The following is a 20,051-nucleotide window of genomic DNA, read 5'->3' on the forward strand; positions in this document are numbered from 1 at the left end:
ACCCGCTGCCCGCTTCCCGCGCGCTTTTCCCGGGGGGCGCACGGGAGCACGCAGGCGCATGGCGTCGGCCGCTGTTGATGTCCGCTACACCGACCGGCAATTTTCCTTCAAGGGTTTCGCCGTCGACTTACCTTCCCGGGCGCCGTTCCGGGACCGGGCGAGGGACCATGAGAAGTGACCCGGGAATGCCCCCGCCGCCGGGCGCCGGGTCACGTCGTTCAGGTGGGAGGAGGCGGTGGGTGTGATCACGCGAGTGCGGATGCCGCACCGGCATCTCACGCCACCGGCCAAGTCCGGGCCGCCTCGGGACGCGCCGAAGCCGCCCGGCAACCAGCGGCCCAGGCCGGGTGGCCGGCAGTGGTGGATCGTTCCGCTGCTGTGGGTGGCGTTCCTGGTCGTCATCATGCTGGTGCGCGCCCCGTCCGGGACCCCGCCGGCCCACCTGACGTACAGCGACTTCACCGCCAAGGTCGGTGCCGGACAGGTCAAGACCGTCGACATCAACGACAAGGGGGCGGTCAGCGGCAGCCTGAAGAACGGCACCCGGTTCACCACCCAACTGCCCACCGCGCTGGGGACCGGGTCGCTGCAGCAGAAGCTCCAGGCCGAGCACGTGCAGATCACCGCCTCTCAGAGCAAGAGCGGCGGCAACCCGTTCCTGTCGTTCCTCTTCGCCTTCCTCCCGCTGCTGCTCCTCGTCGGCGTCTTCTGGTGGTTCGGGCGCCGTGCCGCACGCTCGGTGACCGGCGGGCTCAGCGCCATCGGCCGCTCCCGGGCGAAGATCATCGAGGCGGAGCGGCCCACCACCCGCTTCGACGACGTGGCCGGATACGACGGGGTGAAGCAGGAGATCAGCGAGGTCGTGGACTTCCTGCGCAACCCGGCGCGCTACGCGGCGGCCGGTGCCAAGGGCCCGCGCGGAGTGATGATGGTGGGGCCGCCCGGTACGGGCAAGACGCTCTTCGCGCGTGCCGTCGCCGGTGAGGCCGACGTGCCGTTCCTGTCGGTGACCGGTTCCGCGTTCGTGGAGATGTTCGTCGGCGTGGGCGCCTCACGGGTGCGGGACCTGTTCGACGAGGCCCGCAAACGGGCGCCGTCGATCATCTTCATCGACGAGCTGGACGCCGTGGGCGCGCGCCGCTCCGGCAGTGGCCACATCGGCGGCAACGACGAACGCGAGCAGACCCTCAACCAGTTGCTGGCCGAGATGGACGGCTTCGACCAGTCCACCGGAATCGTCGTGCTCGCCGCCACCAACCGGCCCGAGGCCCTGGACCCCGCCCTGCTGCGCCCGGGCCGCTTCGACCGGCAGGTCACCGTTCCCCTGCCCAACCAGGCCGAGCGCGCCGCCATCCTCACCGTCCACGCCCGGGGCAAGATCCTCGCATCCGACGTCGACCTCGACACCGTCGCCCGCGGCACGCCCGGCTTCTCCGGAGCGGACCTGGCGAACCTGGTCAACGAGGCCGCCATCAACGCCGTACGGGCCGACCGCGTGCTGATCGAGCAGAACGATCTGGACACCGCCCGCGACCGGGTCCTGCTGGGCCGCCGCGAGGCGTCCAACGCCCTGCTGCCCGAGGAGCGCCACTCGGTCGCCGTGCACGAGTCGGGGCATGCCCTGGTCGCCGCGCTGTGCGAGCACGCCGACCCCGTCGCCAAGGTCACCGTCCTGCCGTCGGGCATGACGCTCGGGGTCACCGAGCAGCTTCCGGAGGCCGAACGCCATCTGTACAGCGAGGCCTACCTGACCGATCTGCTGGCGGTGCGGCTCGGCGGCCGGGCGGCCGAGCTGGTGGTCTTCGGCGAGGGCTCCAGCGGCGCCGCCAACGACCTGGCGGGAGCGACCCAGATCGCCACACGCATGGTGCGGGACTTCGGCCTGTCACCGGCGCTGGGCCCGGTGGGCTACGCCTCCGCCGGCCCGCACTACCTGGGCGAGACCGCGGAGGACTCGATCCGGCAGCCGTACTCGGAACAGACGCAGCGGATCGTCGACCAGGAGGCGGCACGTCTGCTGCGCGAGGCGGAACAGCGGGCGACGGGGCTGCTGCGGGAGCACCGCCGGGCCCTGGACCGGCTCGCCGACCTGCTCGTCACCCGTGAGACCATCGACGGCTCGGCCGTTCTCGACGTCCTGGGCAAGGAGCGGGAGGAGCGGCGGGAGGCGGACGGAAACGTCCCGGACCACCCGGTCGAGGACCTGCGACCCGTGGCGCCGCCGGTTCATGTGCCGGGGAAGGGGTCCGGGCCGCGCGGAATTCCGGGGCGGGACGATCAGGGCGCCGGTACGGGTACCGGTTCCGGAGCCGGTACGGGTACCGGCTCCGGAACAGGCGCCTAGCGGCTCATGCGCGGAGGCGGGCGGCAGGCCGGCGATCCCCGGTCGGCCGGCGCCGCCTCCCGCCGTCTCCGCTCACCCATGGGCCGACGGGGCCCGAGCGCCCGTGCGCGCCCGGGCCCCGTGGCTCAGGCCGCGAGGGCGTGACCGGGGTGCAGCACCACCTTGGTGTAGCCCTCGATGCGCTTGTCGAACTTCTCGTACGCCTGCGGCGCCTGGTCCAGCGGCAGTTCATGGGAGACCACGAAGCTGGGCTTGGCGCGCCCCGCGATGATGAGATCGCGTAGCTGGCGGTTGTACCGCTTGACGTTGCACTGGCCGGTGCCCATCTGCTGCCCTTTCTCGAACATCCGGCCGATGGAGACCAGCAACTGTCCCCGCTTGGCGTGCTCGTCGGGTCCGCCGGGGTCGGAGGGCACGTACAGGCCCGGTACACCGAGCATGCCCGTCGGCCGCACCGTCTCCACGAGCTCGTTGAGGACGATGGCGGGTTCCTCGTGGCTGGCGTCGTGCGCCTGGGCCTGGTAGCCGACGGCGTCCACTCCCTTGTCGGTGCCCTCTCCGTTCGTCTGCTCCTTGATCTGCTCGGCCGGGTCGCCCTTGGTGAAGTCGATGGGAATGGCCCCGATCTCCTCCGCCTTGGCGAGCCGCTCGGGCACCCGGTCGACGGAGAACACCTTCGACGCCCCGCGCAGCAGTGCGGAGTAGGCGGCCATCAGACCCACCGGGCCGGCGCCGTAGACCGCCACGGACTCGCCCGGCGACACCATGGCGAGCTCACAGCCGTGGTAGCCGGTCGGGAAGATGTCGGCGAGGAGCACGAAGTCGGTCTCGAACTCCTCTCCCGGGGGCAGTTTCAGGCAGTTGAAGTCGGCGTACGGCACCCGTACCCGCTCCGCCTGGCCACCGAGGAAGGGCCCCATCGCCACGTATCCGTAGGCCCCGCCGGCGAATCCGGGGTTCACCGTCAGGCAGAAACCCGTCTTGCCGGCCAGGCAGTTCTTGCAGAACCCGCAGGCGACGTTGAACGGCATCACCACCCGGTCTCCTTCGGAGAGGGCGGTCACACCCTCGCCGACCTGCTCGATGATGCCGAGGTTCTCGTGGCCGAAGACGATGCCCGGCTCGGCGGCCGTACGGCCCTCGTACATGTGCAGGTCGGAGCCGCAGATCGCCGACGACGTGACCCGTACGATCACGTCGTTGGGGTGCTTGATCTGCGGATCGTCGACGTCCCTCACCGTCACGCTGTAGGGCTTTTCATAGACGACGGCTTTCACCTGCGTCACCTCCGCGTCGAAGCCGGCTGACGGCGGCGAGACCGAGCCGCTACCGGGGGACGCACAGGAGGCGTGGGCCCTCGGGCTGTGCCGTGGCCCCGTTTCACCGCCGGACACTTCCAGGGAACGCCCGTACGACAGGGGCCGCAACCCACGTCGGTGCGGTCCCGCTGCCGCTGTGGCGTCACCCTGCCGTCACGCGACGGCCGCTCCCGGATCGAGTACGGTCAGGCCGAGGCGGGACAGCGCACCGCTCAGCCAGGCCGTGAGGGCCGCGGCCACAGGCGGGGCCGCGGCCTCCCCGGCGCCGGCGTCCTCGGACCCGACGTCCTGGGTCCCCCCGGCGTCCTGGGTCCCGACGTCCTCGGCCCCGGTGGGCAGCCACCCCGCGCCGGCCAGGCGACGGGAGAGCGGCTCCAGTCTCCCGTGGAGGACCGTGGCGGTCGCGATCGCCGCCAACGTGGTGCCCCAGCCGACGGGCCCGAGCGGCGTGGAGCCGAAGAATTGGCTGATGCCCGGGGTCTGGACGATGCCGACGAGCACGGCGGCCGAACCGAGGGTGGCGGCGAGCACCTGCCGGTCCGCGCCGCCGCTGGTGAGGGTCTGGGCGAGCTGGGTGCCGACCACCGCGACCAGCGCCACCGTGGCGGCACGGCGCCGCGTGCCGGTGAACCGCGCGGCCGTCCACGCCAGTCCCGCGCCGAGGGCGGTGGTGAGCCCGCGCTGCACCATCTCCTGGCTGAGCGCGGCGCCCAGCGACTGGTGCGGGCCTTCCCGGAGCAGTTGCTCCCCGGTGCTCTCGGCGGGTGTGCGGACGGCGATGGACAGGGCGGGGGCGAGGTCGGTGAGCAGGTTCACCAGCATGATCTGGCGGGCACTGAGCGGTGAACCGCCCGCGAGGGCCGAGGCGAGCACGCTGAAGGTGACCTCGCCCAGGTTGCCGCCGATCAGGATGGCCAGCGCGGTCCTGACGGAGGTCCACATCGCCCGGCCCTCGGTGAGCGCGGTGACGATCGTCTCCAGACGGTCGTCACCGATGACGAGATCGGCGGCGGCCGTCGCCGCGGGCGTGCCGCGCCGGCCCAGGGCGATGCCGACGTCGGCGAGCCGGATGGCCGGGGCGTCGTTGGCGCCGTCGCCGGTCATCGCCACGACCCGGCCGAGCCGCTGGAACGCCTCGACGATACGGACCTTGTGGTGCGGGGTGCACCGGGCGACGACGTTCACCGTGGGCAGCAGCGCGTCGAGTTCCTCGTCATCGAGCGCGTCCAACTCCGGCCCGGTGCAGACCCGTTGGTTCGGCTCGCCGGTGACGGAGGCGGCGATGGCCTCGGCGGTGGCGGCATGGTCCCCGGTGAGCAGAACGGTGTGCACGCCCGCGGCGCGCAGCCGAGCGGTGGCCGGCGCCGCTGAGGGGCGAACCGGATCGGCGAGGACGACGAAGCCGACGAACACCAGGTCCCGCACCGCCTCGTCGGCCAGTTCCTCGCCCTGCCCCAGGGTGCGTTCGGCCACCGCCAGGACGCGGCGGCCGGCGCCGGCGAGTTCCTCGGTGGCCCGGGCGAGCGCCCTGCGCCCGGAGTCGTCGAGCGCGCTCTCCGCCCCGTTGCGGCGTCTGCGCCGGCAGCGGGCCAGTACGGTCTCCGGTGCGCCCTTGACGCTCAGCAGGGTGGAGCCGGCGGTGCGGCCCGTCGTGGCGTGGTAGGCCCGGGAGGGGTCGAAGGGCAGGGTGCCGGTGCGCCGCCAGCCGGGCGCGCCGTGGCCGACCGACACCCGCGCCCGGCGGGCCCCGGCGTCCACGGCCCGGTCGGTCTGGTGGGCCATCGGCTCGGACTGCCGGGCGGCGGGGGTGGCCCGCAGCGCCGCGGACAGGACCGCCTTGTGCCGCGGGCCGAGCCGGTCGACGGACACGTTGCGCTCCCCGTCGCCGACCGCGACGAGCTGGAGATCGCCTTCGGTGAGGGTGCCGGTCTTGTCGAAGCAGAGCACATCGGCCCGGCCGAGGGCCTCGATGGTGCGCGGGTTGCGGACGAGGGCGCCGTGCTCGGCCAGGCGGCGGGCGGAGGCCAGTTGGGCCGCGTTGACGAGGAACGGCAGCCCTTCGGGGACCGAGGCGACGGCCAGGTTCACCGCGGAGGCGAGACTCTGCGCGAGCGGACGCCCGTGCAGCAGCCCCGCCCCGGCCACCGCGACCGCGGAGGCCGTGGCCACGGGCAGGCTGGCCCTGGTCAGCGACGACAGCCGCGCCTCGACGCCGGTGACCGGTGCGGCCTCCCGCGCGGTGGCCATGGTGCGTCCGGCCTCGGTCGCCGCGCCGGTGGCCACCACCACGGCGACCGCCTCGCCGGCGGAGACGGTGCTGCCCTCGTAGAGCATCGAGAAGCGCTCGGGGAGCTGTGAGGCGACCACGGGGGCCGGGTACTTGGCGACGGGCAGGGACTCCCCGGTCAGTGACGACTCGTCGACCTCCAGCCCCTCGGCGTGCAGCACCCGGCAGTCGGCGGGCACCACGTCCTCGGGCCGCAGCAGGACGACGTCCCCCGGGACCAGGTCCTGCGCGGTGACCAGCCGCTCGACGCCCGCGCGCCGCACCCGTGCCCCGACCGCGGAGCGGGCGGTCAGCTCGGCCAGGGCGCGCTCGGTGCGGACCCGCTGCACGCCGCCGACCAGCGCCGAGGTGGCGGTGACCGCGGCGACCAGCACGGCGTCCGCCCGGGACCCGACGGCGGCGGCCAGCGCGGCCCCGCCGGCGAGCACCGGTGTCAGCGGGTTGGCCAGTTCCTCGACGAACGCGGACAGCAGGGTGGTGTGCGGCGCGGCGCCCGTCCCCGAGGGTCCCTCGACCCGGGCGGCGGCCTCTTCGGGGGAGAGCCCGTCGGCGGACGTCCGCAGCCGTTGCAGGACCCGCGCGGGCGGCATCAGGTGCCACGGGACGGTCGCCACCGAAGGGGTGACCGGGCGGGAGCAGAGTTGCCGGGCGCGCCAGACGCCCAGACAGAAGGCGATCGCCCCGGCGGTGTTGCACGCCGCCTGCCCGCGCGAGCACGCCTCGGCGGCCGGTGCCCGCATCGCCGCGACCGCACCGATGCCGCTGCCGCCGGCGGACAGCACGGCGCTGTCCCGGTCGACCCGGCGGGCCACACCGACACCGGACAGGAGCAGCGCCACCGACTCCAGATCGGTGCCCACGAGCAGATGGGCGCCCCAGGCCGGCGCCTCGTCCTCCCGGTGAACGCCGATGCCGCAGTCCGACGCCGCGAGCGCACGGCGGTCGCCCGACACGAGCAGCACCACCGCGCCGTCCGCCTGCAGGGCGCGTACGGAGGCCACCAGATGGCGTCCCGAGGGCACCGTCGCGTCCGCGAACCCGAGCTGCGGGTCGGGCCGGCCGCCGGCGAGGACCACCCGGATCTGGGAACGTCGCGCGGCCGCGGCCAGGGCCTGGGCACCCGGAAGGATCTGCGTCGCCACCCCCGCGACGGCCATCAGGCGGCCCCCGAGGGCGAGTCCCAGCACCCGTTCGCCGCCCCGGGACCGCAACCGCTCGGCGGCCCCGCGCCCGGTGCGGCCGGTCGGCCCCAGGTCCTCCAGCGGGCCGAGCACCCACCCTTCGCCGTCGCGCCGGACCGCTGCCGGCGCGGCCGGGTCGAACAGGGAGAAGAGCCGGTCGGAGCACTGTTCGGTGTCGGCCTCGTCGAGCGGCACCAGGTCGGTCAGCTCGTACCGCCCGCTGCGCAGCACGTCCACGTCCAGCACGACCGTGTCCACCTGGCCCAGGCGGCGCAGCGCACCGCGGTCCATGGCCACGACGCCGCGCAGCGCGAGAAACCGGCCGAGGCAGGTGGCGAAGCCCTCCCGCCCGGCCTCGGGAGCCTTCGGCATACCGGCCAGCGCCACCGCCAGCGCACGCCGCGGGCCCGCGTACGGCGCGGTCAGGGCGCCCACGGCGGCGCCCGCTCCCATGGCCCGTTCGGCGTAACGCGCCGTCACGTCCTGATGCGCCCGGGGCCGTTCCACGACGATCGGCTCGGCCTGCGCGTGCTCCGGCCCCCGTACCAGCCGCGGCTCGGCGTCCGCCCACGCCTCGAGGGTCGCGCTCGCCTCCCGCCACTGCGCGACGCGCTGCGCCGCGTCGAGCATCAGCCCTCCGCCGCGGGTGGCCAGGCCCTGGACGAGCGCGTTGAGCGCCGGGACCACCGATGCGGGGCCCTGCCGTTCCGTGAGGCCCGACGTGACCAGCCTGTGCAGCCGGGGGTGGCACTGCACGGCACTGGCCAGCGCCCCCACCTCCGCCGGCAGCGGCGTCCACGGCGACAGGCGGGTGGCGACCGTGAGGACCAGGCCCGCGATGTCCGCGGCGAGGACCGGAAGCGCGGGCCGGCTGCCCGGCGCCTCGCAGGGGTGGTGTGGTTCGGGGGACCACGCGTCGTGCTCGCCGTTCTCGGCGGCGGCCCCTTGGGCCTCGGCCCGGGCGACGATCCGGATCAGCTCCTGCTGTGGCGGTGGCGGCGAGGCCAGTTCCACGACGACCCGCTGCGCCGGGGCGTTCACACGCGCCCACAGCACACCGGGATGCTCCTCCAGGGCGCGCTCCACGATGCGGCCCACCCGCGTCCCGCGGGGACCGTGCACGCCGCGGACCTCGATGTGGCACCGGCCCGGGCGGGACCACACGTCCCGCCGGCCGAGACCGAGCAGCGCGGCGGCCGCCTCCGCGGCCCCCCGGGCACCGGCGGCCAGCCCGTCGGCCAGCGGGCCCGGCAGTGGCAGGCGCGTCCCTGACAGCAGCGACATCGTGCCACCTCCGAGCGCGCCGGTCCTCGTACGGGTCCGATCATGGCGCGCACCGGCCCCGCCCGCGCGGCGGGCTGATCCGAACGGCTTCCCGGCTCGCAGGCCCCTGTCCCCGCCGGTACCGTCTGCCTCGGTGGGGGGCGACGTCCCGGACCGCGAACGGATGTGAACCGTGACCACGCCGAAGACCACGCAGCAGCGCCCGGTGAAGACCACTCAGAGACGCACCGTGACGAACAGCACGAAGGCGGCGCGCACCGCCGCCGCGGCAGGCAGGGGGCAGCGCCCCGACGCCGCGTCCGCCACCGGAACCCCGGCCGCCGGACAACCGTCCGCGACACGGCCGACGACGAGACAACCGGCCACGAGACAACCGGCCACGAAACAGCCCGCCACGAAACAGCCCACGACGAGGCAGGCGACCGCTCGGCAGTCCTCCGCGACGCGGTCGTCCGCGACGCAGTCCTCCGCGACGCGGTCGGCCCCGCAACGCTCGACCGCGCAAAGGCCGGTCGTACAACGGCCGGTCGCGCACAACCCGGTCGCGCGACGGCCGGCAGGTGACCGGCCGGCCGCGAGGCAGGCGGCCACGAGGCAGGTCTCCGCGAGAAAGGCGGCCACGAGAAAGGCGGCCACGAGGCAGGCGTCCGCCAGGCAGTCCGCGGCGGCGCGGCCGGCCGCGCGGCAGTCGGTCGCGAAGCGGCCGCCGAGGACCCCGCGCGCCGCGTCCGCCGGGCGCACGATCACGCTGACCGTCCCCTCGCTCGGCGAGGCCGCCACCTGGGCGGTCAACGCCGTCGCGGTGCCCCTGGCCACCGCACGCCGGGTTCTGCCCGCCGCGCACGGCCTGCCCCTGTACGCCGGCCTCGGCGCGCTGGCCGTGACGGGCGCGCTCGAGGTACCGGTGGCCCTCGGGCTCGGCATCGGCTACACCGTGCTCCGGCGCAAGGGCCCGCTCGCCCGGTTCTTCCCCCGGAAGTGACGGCGGACGTCGGGGCCCCGAGGCGGCGGGCGTCGGCCGGTCGCCGGCCCGCCGACCGGCCTTCGCCTCGCTGACACCGTGCCGTCACACGGGACGGGAACGTTGCCTGCGTCCCCCTGCCTCGCCTTGCATCCGTCCGCCGCCACGCCGCGGGAGCGACGGGGAAGGACGATGTGCGCCGTGTCCCTGCTCCCGCTCGACAACCTCTCCCGACCGCTCCCCGCCCCCGGCCGCTCCCCCGCCTACGCGCGCCTGGCCCGCCGCGTGCTGACCCTGGTCCCGCTCCTGTTGATCGGGGCGTGGGCGGTGGCCGACTGGCGTGCCGTGCGCGACGGCACCGCCCGGCTGGCCTCCGCCGACCCCTGGTGGATGCTCGCCGGGGTCTTCTTCACCTGCCTGGGCTGGGTGACCGCGGCGTGGGTCCGCCAGGGCGCCCTGCCCGAGCGGCTGGAGCCGCTGCCGCTGCTGGCGTCCCAGTTCGCCGCCGGGGCGGCGAACCACGTGCTGCCGGCGAGCATCGGCGCCCACGCCGTCACCCTGCGGTTCCTGCAGGCCCGTGGCATCCCCTTGGCCCGGGCCACCGCTTCCCTCGCCCTGTACTCGCTGGTCAAACCGATCGCGAAGACGCTGGTGCTCCTGGCCTTCGTGCTGGCGTTCCCCAGGATGCTGAGGCTCGACCGACTGGTCCCGGACGAGGGGACGTTGCTGCTGGTGGCCGCGGGGGTGGCGCTCGCTCTGGGCGCGGCCGCCGTGCTGCTGACGGCCGTCCGTCCGCTGCGCCGCGCGACGCTCGGCTTCGCCCGCACCGCCCTGGCCGACGCGCGGCTGTTGCACACGCGGCCCAGCAGGGTCCTCGCCCTGTGGGGCGGTTCGGCCGCCGCCCCGGTGCTCCAGGCGAGTGTGGTCGCCTCGGTCGGTGCGGCGCTCGGCCTGCCGTTGTCCTGGCCGCTGGTGATCTTCGCGTTCCTCGCCGCGAGTACGGCGGTCGGGGCCGTCCCCGCACCGGGCGGCATCGGACCGGTCGACGCGGCGCTGGTGGTCACCCTGGTCGCCTACGGCGCGCCGGTGGACCTGGCCACGGCCACGGTGATCGGCTACCGGGTCCTGACGGTCTGGCTGCCGCTGCTCCCGGGCGCCCTGGTCCTGGCGGCCCTGGTCCAGCGCCGGGTGCTGTGATCCGGGGGAACCCCGTCGGGTCCCGGCGGTCCCGCCCGCACCGTCCCACGTTTGTCCCCCCGTCCCCCGATCACCCGACATGCATCGACGGGGCACCGGAGGAGCGGGAGGATGATCGCGGAGCGGGCCGTGGAACTGATCCGGCAGGTCGCACACCACGTGTGGGACCGGCTCAAGACCTACGATCTGGTCCGGCGCGGCCGTGAACTGGAGTTGATGCACCGCGCCCTCGGCTTCGCCACTCTGGCCCTGGTGACCCTGGCTCCCCTGCTCATCGTGGTGGCCGCCGCCGACCCCCTGGCGCACGGGGGTTTCACCACGTGGCTGGTCGACGGCATGGGGCTGTCGGGCCGGTCCGCGCACGTGGTCACCGACATCACCGCCGCGCCCCGCAAGGTGATCAGCGCGACCAGCGTGTGGGGCGGGATCCTGCTGGCCGTGTTCGGAGTGTCCTTCGGCGGGAGCGTGCAGAACGGGTACGAGCGGATCTGGAACCTGCCTCCCGGGCCGTGGCACCGCATCTGGCGCCAGGCCACCTGGCTGATCGTGCTCACCACCTACCTGTACCAGGAGGTGCAGACACGTCTGGCGTTGCACGGATGGCTCCGGGTCGTGGTGTCCCTGGCGACCGGCGTGCTGTTCTTCTGGTGGGGCCAGCGCTTCCTTCTGGGCGGTCAGATCCGCTGGCGCGACCTGCTGCCGGGCGCGATCGCCACCATGGTGGGGCTGATCGGTCTGCGGGTCTTCTCCTATCTCGTCTTCACGCCGCTCATCGTCAGCAACGCGGTCAGTTACGGACCGCTCGGGGTCGTCCTCGTGCTGGAGTCGTGGCTGACGGGTGTGGGGTTCGTGGTCTACGGCGGCGCGCTGTTCGGCCGCTGGTTCTGCGCACACCACTGGCGGCCGCGCGTCAGGCACTGACCGGCGGTCACGGGCCGGGGGCCGCCCGGTCCCGCCGCCCGCGTCCGTCCCCGCAGGTGCCGGGGGTCAACGGCGCACCGCCCGGACGCCGCAGGCCGTCACGGCGGCCACCGCCGCGAGCGCCGCCGACACCCGCAGCGCCCGTTCCCGCCAGGGCGGCGCCGGCCGGCGTGCGGCAGCGCGCTCCGGTCGCCGGGACACCGCGTGGGCGCCCTGGTCCCGGGCCAGTTTCATCACTTCGGCGATGTGCAGGGCCCGCCGTCCGGTGCGCGCGTCCTTGATCTGCGTGCTGCAGGAGAAGCCGTCGGCGACCACCAGGCAGTCCTTGTCGGCATCGCGGACCGCCGGCAGCAGGGCCTGTTCGCCGCAGTCCATGGAGATGCCGTACTTGCCGGACTCGAAACCCCAGGACCCGGCCAGGCCACAGCACCCGCCCTTGAGGTTCTGCACGTCCAGGCCCATCTTCTCCAGCAGCTCCTGGTCGGGAGTCATGCCGCCGGTGGCACGCTGGTGGCAGTGGCCCCACAGCAGCGCCTTGCCCTTCAGCGCGGGAGGCTCGATCCCGAAGGCCCGGAAGAACTCGGGGAAGTGGTAGGCGTTGCGGGTGAGCCGTTTCGCGTCGTCGTCGTGCGGGAGCAGCTTGGGCAGCTCGTCCTTGAAGACGGCGAGGCAGCTCGGTTCCATGCCGACGACCGGGGTGCCGGCCCTGACGTGCGGCCGCAGGACGTCCAGCACCTGGTGCAGATAGCGTTCGGCGGTGTCCAGGAAGCCGTAGTCGTACAGGGGCCGTCCGCAGCAGATGTGCCGCTCCGGCATGATCACCCGCCAGCCGGCGGCCTCGATCGCCTCGACGCAGGCGACGCCGACCTGGGTGTGGAAGTGGTTGTTGAAGGTGTCCGGGAACAGGACGACGGGGCGCCCGGCCGGGTTGGCGGTGCCGCCGCGCCGGGCGAACCACTCCTGGAGGGTCATGGGCGCGAAGCGGGGCAGCGGGCGGCGGCGGTCGACGCCCGCGACGAGCTTCGCCAGGTGGGACAGCCCAGGGGTGTGGGTGACGAGGTTGACGGCTTCCGGAACGCGTGAGGCGATCCGGGCGGCCTGGTCGATGAACCCGAACGCGTACGCGTAGCGGGGGCGCCGGCGGCGGGGCGACTTGTAGTGGTGGTACAGGAACTCCGCCTTGTAGGTCGGCATGTCCACGTTGACGGGACAGTCGTTGGTGCAGCCCTTGCAGGCCAGACACAGGTCGAGAGCCTCGGCGACCTCCTCGGACTGCCAGCCGTCGGTGATGACGTCGCCCTGGAGCATGTCGAACAGCAGCCGCGCCCGGCCCCGGGTGGTGTGCTTCTCCTCCCGGGTGACCTGGTAGCTGGGGCACATCGTGTTCTCGGCCTGCGGGACGCGGCACTTGCCGATCCCCACGCAGCGCAGGGCGGCGTGCGCGAAGTCCCCGCCGTCCTCCTCGTAGGCGAACTTGGTGCGGTACCGGGGCGGGTTGTAGTCGGTGCCCAGTTTCAGGTTCTCGTCCAACCGGTACGGGTCGACGACCTTGCCCGGGTTCATCTTGCCCTGCGGGTCCCAGATCGCCTTGAACTCCCGCATGGCCTGGAGGAGTTCGGGCCCGTACTGCTTCTCTGGGAGCTCCCCGCGCTGCTGGCCGTCACCGTGCTCGCCGGAGACCGAACCGCCCATCGAGACGACCAGGTCGGCGGCCTCCTCCAGGAACGCCCGGTAGGTGGCCAGGCCGTCGGCGGTGCGCAGGTCGAAGCTGAGCCGGCAGTGGATGCACCCCTGGCCGAAGTGGCCGTACATGGCGCCGGTGATGCCGTGCCGGTCCATGACCCTGCGCAGCTCGCGCACGTACTCGCAGGGCCCGTTCCAGGCCGCCGACGTCGAGGGTCATCCGGCCCGCGGCGGGCCCGCGATCTCCGGGTGGGTCTTGGTCGGCACCTCGCGCGTCGTCCGGCGTGCTGCCTTCGCCATCGGGTCCTCACCTTTCCTTCGCGAGCCCGGTCAGACCGGTCGGGTCCCGTACACGCGGTACGGCTCGGCGTCGGCCCACTTGACGTCCAGACCGAGTCCCGGACGGCCGGTGTCCGGTCGCAGGGCGCCGTCCGCGGGCGACAGGGTGCCGTCGAACAGCAGGCCCTCGACCCGTACGTGGTCGTGGAAGTACTCCAGGTGCCGCAGCCTGCGTACGGCGCAGAAGGCGTGCGCGGACACCGCGGGGGCGCAGTGCGCCGACAGGTCGAGGTCATGGGCCGCCGAGAGGCCGCCCACCTCCAGGACGCCGGTGATGCCGCCGCAGCGGGTGACGTCGGCCTGGAGGCAGTCCACGGCGGGACGCTCCACGAGGTTCACGAAGTCCCGCAGGGTGTAGGCGTACTCGCCCGCCGCGATCTCCAGCCGCTCCGGTCCGCGCTCGCGCAGCAGGCGCAGTCCTTCCAGGTCGGCGGAGCTGACGGGTTCCTCGAACCAGCGCACGTCCCACTCCTCGTGGAACCTGCGCGCCCAGTACAGCGCCTGCTTGCGGCCGAGCGCCCCGTTGGCGTCGGTGAACAGCTCCGGTTCGTCGCCGACCGCCTTGCGCACCGCGGTCAGCCGGACCGGGTCGCGCTCGGGCTCGCGCGAGGTCTTCAGCTTGACGCGGGGGATCCCCTGGTCCACCCATCCGGTGAGCTGGTCGGTGAGGCGGTCCAGGGAGTAATTGGTGAAGCCGCCGCTGCCGTAGACGGGGACGCGGTCGTGGTAGGCGGGGAGCAGCCGGACCAGGGGGAGCCCCAGCAGTCTCGCCTTGAGGTCCCACAGCGCGACGTCGACCGCGGACACCGCCATGGCTCCGACGCCCGGGCGCCCGGCGTTGCGGATCCGCACCCCCATCCGCTCCCACAGGGCGGGCGGCGAGGACGCGTCCCGGCCCTTGATCGCCGGCGCCAGCTTGGAGTCGACGAACGAGGCGGCCGACACGTCCCCGTAGGTGTATCCCAGGCCGGTCCGCCCGCCGGCGTGGACCCGGACCAGGACGACCGTTGTGGAGTCCCAGTCCAGCGTTCCGTCCTGTTCCCTGCCGTCCGGGCCGTCGGTGGGCACCTCGAAGGCGTGGACGTCGACCTCGTCGATGCGCCACTCGCCCGGCTGCGGGCCCGCGGCACCGGGCGCCCCGGCGGCCCCGGTGTCAGTCCCCATGGTGGCGTCCGGGAAGGCGCTCGGCGTACTCGCTGAGCTTCTGGCGTACGCCCTTGGTGGCGATGCCCACCCTCTCCGGGTCGTGCACGACGGCCTTGGCCGCCTTCTTGCCCTGCTCGGTCATGATGTGCGGCGGGATCGGGGCGATCTCCTGGTCCACCTTGAACTCCAGCACCACCGGCCGGTCGCTGGACAGGGCCTCGTCCCAGGCGGCGCCGACCTTCTTCGGCTTGTCGCAGTAGACGCCCTTCAGGCCGAGGAGTTCGGCGTACTTGGCGTAGGGGACGTCCGGGATGTACTGCGAGCCCGGGAACTTCGGATCACCGGCCATGGCCCGCTGTTCCCAGGTCACCTGGTTGAGGTCCTGGTTGTTGAACACGCAGAAGACGAACGGCGCGGGTCCGGACAGCCGGTCCAGGTAGCGCTTGATGGTGATCATCTCGTTCATGCCGTTCATCTGGAAGGCGCCGTCGCCGACGAACGCGATGACCGGCCGGTCCGGATACGCGAACCGCGCGGCGATCGCGTACGGCGTCCCCGGCCCCATGGTGGCCAGCGTGCCCGACAGGGAGGCCTGCATGCCCTTGCGCAGCTTCAGATGACGCGCCCACCAGTTCGTTCCCGAACCGGAGTCGGCGGTCAGGATCGCGCCGTCGGGCAGCCGGGGCGACAGCTCGGCCGCGACGGCCTGCGGGTTGATCTTCCCGCCGAAGTGCTGGTCGGACCACTTCTCGCAGACCGCGCTCCACTCGGCGACGTCCTTCTCGATCTTCTGCCGCCAGCTACGGTCCTCCTTGCGCTTGAGCAGCGGCAGGAGGGCCTTGAGCGTCTCCTTGGAGTCCCCGACGAGGTGCGCTTCCATCGGGTAGCGGATGCCGATCATCCGCCCGTCGATGTCGATCTCGACGCCGCGGGCCTGCCCCTCGTCCGGCAGCCACTCGGCGTACGGGAAGCTCGTGCCGACCATGAGCAGGGTGTCGCACCCCTGGATCATGTTGTCGCTGGCCTTGCTGCCGAGCAGGCCGATGGGGCCCGTGACGAACGGCAGGTCGTCCGGCAGCACCTCGCGGCCCAGCAGCGCCTTGGCCACGCCGGCGCCCAGCAGTTCGGCCGTCTCGACGACCTCGCTCTCGGCGCGAGCCGCGCCCTGGCCGACGATCATGGCGACCTTGCTGCCGGAGTTCAGCACGTCGGCCGCCTTGCGCAGTTCGCCCTCGTCGGGCAGCACCCGGGGCCGGCTCCAGCCGACGCTGGAGAAGACGGCGCCGTGCATCTTGGGCGGCGACGGCTGGGCCTCCGCCTCCTGGATGTCCTCGGGGATGATGACGGTGGCGACGCCCCGGGTGGTCAGCGCGGTCTTGAACGCCCGGTCGATGACGTGCCGCGCCTGCGCCGGATGCGTGACCATCTGGCAGAACTCGGAGACGTCTGCGAACAGTTGCTCGAGAGCGATCTCCTGCTGGTAGTGCGAGCCGAGACAGAGCCGTTTCTGCTGGCCCACCACCGCGACCACGGGCTGGTGGTCCAGCTTGGCGTCGTACAGCCCGTTGAGCAGGTGGACCGCGCCGGGGCCGGACGTGGCCGTGCAGCAGCCGACCTCGCCGGTGAACTTGGCGTGGGCGCACGCCATGAAGGCGGCCATCTCCTCGTGCCTGACCTGGACGAACTCCGGGTGCCCCGCGGCCCGGTCGAAGGCACCGAGCAGTCCGTTGATGCCGTCACCCGGATAGCCGAAGACCCTTTCGACACCCCACTCACGCAGGCGTTGCAACACGAAATCGGCCACCAACGTCATGTCTGCTCCCTCGCCACGCACCTGTGCCGCCACGATGAGTGACCCTCCGGGGACACCCGTAAACAGCACGCGCGACGCGGCCACCCTCGCGCCGCGACAGAGCAACCCGACCGATGCTTCGGTGACCTCGCACGGCGCTTCGGGATCGCTCTGCCCGGCGTGGCGGCCGCCCGGTCAGCCCGCCGGGCCGGGAGGGTCGTCCGACGGGTCGTCGGGCGGCGGGACCGGGGGCCGGCCGAAGCGGACCCTGACCTTCTCGAAGCCCTTGAAGGCCTCCGTGGCGGCGTACGAGTGGTAGGCCCGGCGGTCGGCCGGAGTGAGGTGCACCCGGTCGGTGAACGGGGTCAGCAGGCTGCGCGGCCACAGCCGCATGATCCGGACCACGCTCACCTCGGCCGTCATGAGGAAGATGAGGGCGCCGAGGTAGAGCCAGGCCAGCAGACCGAGGACGATGCCGAACAGGCCGTAGGTGGCCGTTGCGCCCCGCAGCACGTGGCTGACGTAGTACGAGCCGCCCCACTGCAGCAGTTGCCAGGCGAGGGCGCCGCCGAGCACGGCGCCGGACAGACGGCGCAGCGGGAGCCGGCGCCGGATCAGCGTCCGGTAGATGAGCAGCAGCAGGGCGGCGTTGAGGACGACGGCGAGGGCCGCGGCGGCCACCCTGACGCCGGTCTCCAGCCGGGCGCCGAACACGCTCGCCCGTGACTCCGCGAAGGACAGACCCGTGGTGAGGCACAGCCCCAGCGCGAGGATCGACAGGAACAGCAGGCCCCTCAGCCGCGAGCGGAACGGATCGGGGCGCGCGTGCCGCGGCACGGCCCAGATCTTGTTCAGCGCGTGCTGTGCGGCCTGAGCCACGCCCAGGGCGCCGTAGAGGCTGCCCACCACACCCACGACGAGGGCGGCACCGCTGCCGTGGAAGGAGTGGATGTTCTCGCCGAGCTGGTCTCCGATGACCGGGAACTCGTGGAGCGCGGAGTTCAGCACGCGTTGCCGCAGCTCGGGATCGCCGCTGAGCAGGGTGCCGAGGATGGAGACGAGGATCAGCAGCAGCGGGAAGAGCGAGAGGAACGCGTAGTAGGTGAGGATCGCCGCGAGATAGGTGGCCTGGTCGTCGTAGAACTTGTAGAGCACGGCGAGCGGGAGCCCCGCCCAGCGGTGGCGCCGCTGGTACGCGTCCACGCGGGCCACGACTCCCATGGTCTGCCTCGTGCGCTCTGCCGGGAACCCGCCGGCCCCCTCATGTCTCCTTGGTCCCGAGGATAAGCCGGGTGGCATGCACCCGCCACCGCGCCGCGGTTCCCGCGGCCCTCCCATGAACCGCCGGCACCCCCGTGAACCGCCGGCACCCCCGTGCCGACGGCCGGTCGCGACACGACGAGCCATTCAGCCCCGTGCACATGCACATCAAGGGCCGTTACGGGATCTTTGACCGCGTAATTCCCATTCGCGGCTTTTCCCGTACTGGAGTTCTTCCGATGACCACACAGACGGAGCCGGTCACGCTCGTACCGGTCGAGGGGCGTCGCCACCCGGGCCGCGTGGTCGTGGCGTGGCTGACGACGACGGATCACAAGAAGATCGGGCATCTGTATCTGATCACGTCGTTCGCCTTCTTCCTGATCGGCGGGGTGATGGCACTGCTGATCCGGGCGGAGCTGGCGCGCCCGGGGCTGCAGGTCGTGTCCAAGGAGCAGTACAACCAACTCTTCACGATGCACGGCACGATCATGCTGCTGCTGTTCGCCACCCCCACCTTCGCCGGCTTCGCCAACGCCGTCATGCCCCTGCAGATCGGCTCACCCGACGTGGCCTTCCCGCGGCTGAACATGCTGTCCTACTGGCTGTTCCTCTTCGGTGCCCTGATCGCGATGAGCGGCTTCCTCAGTCCGAACGGCGCCGCGGACTTCGGCTGGACCGCCTACACACCGCTCAGCGGCCCTGAGCGCACCACCCAGATCGGGGGCGACCTGTGGGTCATGGGGCTGGCGCTGTCGGGATTCGGCACGATCCTCGGCGCGGTCAACTTCATCACCACCATCGTGTGCATGCGTGCCCCCGGGATGACGATCTTCCGCATGCCGATCTTCACCTGGAACGTGCTGCTGACCTCGGTCCTCGTCCTGTTCGCCTTCCCGGTCCTCGCGGCTGCGCTGCTCGCCTTGGAGGCGGACCGCAAATTCGGCGCCCACGTCTTCGATCCGGCGGTCGAGGGCTCGGTCCTGTGGCAGCACCTGTTCTGGTTCTTCGGCCATCCCGAGGTCTACATCCTGGCGCTGCCGTTCTTCGGCGTGATCAGCGAGATCATCCCGGTCTTCGCCCGCAAGCCGATCTTCGGCTACCTGGGACTGGTGGGCGCGACCATCGCCATCGCCGGACTGTCGGTCACGGTGTGGGCGCACCACATGTTCGCCACCCAGGCCGTGCTGCTGCCGTTCTTCTCCTTCCTGACCTACCTCATCGCGGTACCGACAGGGGTGAAGTTCTTCAACTGGATCGGCACCATGTGGAAGGGCTCACTCTCCTTCGAGACACCGATGCTGTGGGCGGCCGGCTTCCTCGTCACCTTCCTCTTCGGCGGACTGACCGGTGTCATCCTCGGCTCGCCACCGCTGGACTGGCACGTCACCGACTCCTACTTCGTCGTGGCGCACTTCCACTACGTGCTCTTCGGCACGATCGTCTTCGCGATGTTCGGCGGATTCAGCTTCTGGTGGCCGAAGATGACCGGCACGCTGCTCGACGAGCGCCTCGGGAAGATCCACTTCTGGACGCTGTTCGTCGGTTTCCACATGACGTTCCTCGTGCAGCACTGGCTCGGCGCCGAGGGCATGCCCCGCCGCTACGCCGACTACCTGGCCGCCGACGGCTTCACCTGGCTGAACACCGTCTCGAGCATCGGCGCCTTCCTGCTCGGTCTGTCCACCCTGCCGTTCCTGTACAACGTGTGGAAGACCGCGCAGTACGGCGAGCGCGTGAAGGTCGACGACCCCTGGGGATACGGCCGCTCCCTGGAGTGGGCGACCTCCTGCCCACCGCCGCGCCACAACTTCACCACCCTCCCCCGGATCCGCTCCGAGTCCCCCGCCTTCGACCTCCACCACCCCGACCTGGCCGAGGTCGACTACGCGACCTACACCGGTCGGCGCGACGCCATCGAAGCGCCGGGACACCAGGGACCCCGGCCGTGAGCGCCCCGCCCGACGACCGGGCACCGCACGTCACCGGTGCCGAGCTCGCCGCCGAAGTCGAGGGGTACCTGCTCGCCCGCGCCGAGTACGACAGGGCGCAACGCGAAGCCGAGGCTCTGTGCGCCGCGCTCCCCTGGCTGACCGGCGCGCAGGCCGAGGACCTGGCACGCCACTACGTCAGCCGGCGCCTGGACGTCACCCGCCGGACACTGGCCGACATCGCGCGGCGCTCCGTGCAGCTCCGGGAAGAATACGAGGCCCGTTATGCCGCCCTGCGGCGCGCTCTGTTCAAGCGCCACGCCGCGTGCGCCTGCGCCCTGCTCGGCCTCACGGGACTGATCACGGCGCTGTGCTCCCTGACACGCTGACCACACCACCTTCTGTG

General features: G+C 72.6%; 13 protein-coding genes. 6 read left to right on the forward strand and 7 right to left on the reverse strand.

From position 1 onward, the window contains the following. Positions 1 to 241: 241 nt before the first annotated feature. Entirely contained in the window at positions 242 to 2,344 is a 2,103-nt protein-coding gene (gene ftsH / locus ACZ4SW_RS19285; RefSeq protein ID WP_468244584.1) for an ATP-dependent zinc metalloprotease FtsH, read from the forward strand. 125 nt (positions 2,345 to 2,469) lie between these two features. Here ftsH and ACZ4SW_RS19290 read toward each other — a convergent pair whose 3' ends face one another. From ACZ4SW_RS19290 to ACZ4SW_RS19300, 3 genes are all read right to left on the reverse strand, one after another. After that, positions 2,470 to 3,621: a glutathione-independent formaldehyde dehydrogenase gene (locus ACZ4SW_RS19290; RefSeq protein WP_468244587.1), complete on the reverse strand. Its 1,152-nt coding sequence runs from the start codon at positions 3,619 to 3,621 to the stop codon at positions 2,470 to 2,472. A 195-nt stretch (positions 3,622 to 3,816) separates the two neighbouring features. Then, positions 3,817 to 8,415 (reverse strand): cation-translocating P-type ATPase, encoded by a 4,599-nt coding sequence (locus ACZ4SW_RS19295; protein ID WP_468244590.1) that lies wholly within the window; start codon positions 8,413 to 8,415, stop codon positions 3,817 to 3,819. Between the two features lie 216 nt (positions 8,416 to 8,631). Then, the gene (locus ACZ4SW_RS19300) at positions 8,632 to 9,231 is read right to left on the reverse strand and encodes a hypothetical protein (protein WP_468244593.1); all 600 of its coding nucleotides are present in this window, start codon (positions 9,229 to 9,231) and stop codon (positions 8,632 to 8,634) included. Between ACZ4SW_RS19300 and ACZ4SW_RS19305 the strand changes: the two genes are divergently transcribed. From ACZ4SW_RS19305 to ACZ4SW_RS19315, 3 genes are all read left to right on the forward strand, one after another. After that, entirely contained in the window at positions 9,218 to 9,397 is a 180-nt protein-coding gene (locus tag ACZ4SW_RS19305) for a hypothetical protein (protein ID WP_468244595.1), read from the forward strand. The two genes, ACZ4SW_RS19300 and ACZ4SW_RS19305, sit on opposite strands and share 14 nt — an antisense overlap. Positions 9,398 to 9,577: 180 nt before the next feature. Then, positions 9,578 to 10,573: a lysylphosphatidylglycerol synthase transmembrane domain-containing protein gene (locus tag ACZ4SW_RS19310; RefSeq protein ID WP_468244597.1), complete on the forward strand. Its 996-nt coding sequence runs from the start codon at positions 9,578 to 9,580 to the stop codon at positions 10,571 to 10,573. Positions 10,574 to 10,684: 111 nt separating this feature from the next. Further along, positions 10,685 to 11,494 carry a ribonuclease BN gene (locus ACZ4SW_RS19315; protein ID WP_468244599.1) on the forward strand — a complete coding sequence of 270 codons (810 nt, stop codon included), beginning with the start codon at positions 10,685 to 10,687 and terminating at the stop codon, positions 11,492 to 11,494. A 66-nt stretch (positions 11,495 to 11,560) separates the two neighbouring features. Here ACZ4SW_RS19315 and ACZ4SW_RS19320 read toward each other — a convergent pair whose 3' ends face one another. The 4 genes from ACZ4SW_RS19320 to ACZ4SW_RS19335 all read right to left on the reverse strand — a co-directional run bounded on the left by ACZ4SW_RS19320 (position 11,561) and on the right by ACZ4SW_RS19335 (position 17,675). Further along, on the reverse strand, positions 11,561 to 13,354 hold the full coding sequence (locus tag ACZ4SW_RS19320) for an FAD-binding and (Fe-S)-binding domain-containing protein (RefSeq protein WP_468244602.1): 1,794 nt from the start codon (positions 13,352 to 13,354) through the stop codon (positions 11,561 to 11,563). 153 nt (positions 13,355 to 13,507) lie between these two features. Continuing rightward, complete coding sequence (locus ACZ4SW_RS19325) at positions 13,508 to 14,680, reverse strand: enolase C-terminal domain-like protein (protein WP_468244604.1); 1,173 nt, start codon at positions 14,678 to 14,680, stop codon at positions 13,508 to 13,510. Next, positions 14,670 to 16,475, reverse strand: coding sequence for a thiamine pyrophosphate-requiring protein (locus ACZ4SW_RS19330; RefSeq protein WP_468244606.1), 1,806 nt, complete (start codon positions 16,473 to 16,475; stop codon positions 14,670 to 14,672). The genes ACZ4SW_RS19325 and ACZ4SW_RS19330 overlap by 11 nt, the downstream gene beginning before the upstream one ends. Positions 16,476 to 16,649: 174 nt before the next feature. Then, entirely contained in the window at positions 16,650 to 17,675 is a 1,026-nt protein-coding gene (locus ACZ4SW_RS19335; protein WP_468244608.1) for a YihY/virulence factor BrkB family protein, read from the reverse strand. Between the two features lie 278 nt (positions 17,676 to 17,953). Between ACZ4SW_RS19335 and ctaD the strand changes: the two genes are divergently transcribed. Both ctaD and ACZ4SW_RS19345 read left to right on the forward strand, forming a co-directional pair. Next, positions 17,954 to 19,666: an aa3-type cytochrome oxidase subunit I gene (gene ctaD / locus ACZ4SW_RS19340; protein ID WP_468244610.1), complete on the forward strand. Its 1,713-nt coding sequence runs from the start codon at positions 17,954 to 17,956 to the stop codon at positions 19,664 to 19,666. Continuing rightward, complete coding sequence (locus ACZ4SW_RS19345; protein WP_468244613.1) at positions 19,663 to 20,034, forward strand: hypothetical protein; 372 nt, start codon at positions 19,663 to 19,665, stop codon at positions 20,032 to 20,034. Before ctaD ends, ACZ4SW_RS19345 begins: the two co-directional genes overlap by 4 nt. Positions 20,035 to 20,051 lie beyond the last annotated feature (17 nt).

This window comes from Streptomyces sp. NPDC028331 (genome assembly GCF_055565775.1).

Bases quoted from the DNA above. Each gene is read 5' to 3' on its own strand.
- ACZ4SW_RS19295 (WP_468244590.1), bottom strand. From the start codon at position 8,415: ATGTCGCTGCTGTCAGGGACGCGCCTGCCACTGCCGGGCCCGCTGGCC.
- ACZ4SW_RS19315 (WP_468244599.1), top strand. From the start codon at position 10,685: ATGATCGCGGAGCGGGCCGTGGAACTGATCCGGCAGGTCGCACACCAC.
- ACZ4SW_RS19325 (WP_468244604.1), bottom strand. From the start codon at position 14,680: ATGGGGACTGACACCGGGGCCGCCGGGGCGCCCGGTGCCGCGGGCCCG.
- ACZ4SW_RS19330 (WP_468244606.1), bottom strand. From the start codon at position 16,475: ATGACGTTGGTGGCCGATTTCGTGTTGCAACGCCTGCGTGAGTGGGGT.
- ACZ4SW_RS19335 (WP_468244608.1), bottom strand. From the start codon at position 17,675: ATGGGAGTCGTGGCCCGCGTGGACGCGTACCAGCGGCGCCACCGCTGG.
- ctaD (WP_468244610.1), top strand. From the start codon at position 17,954: ATGACCACACAGACGGAGCCGGTCACGCTCGTACCGGTCGAGGGGCGT.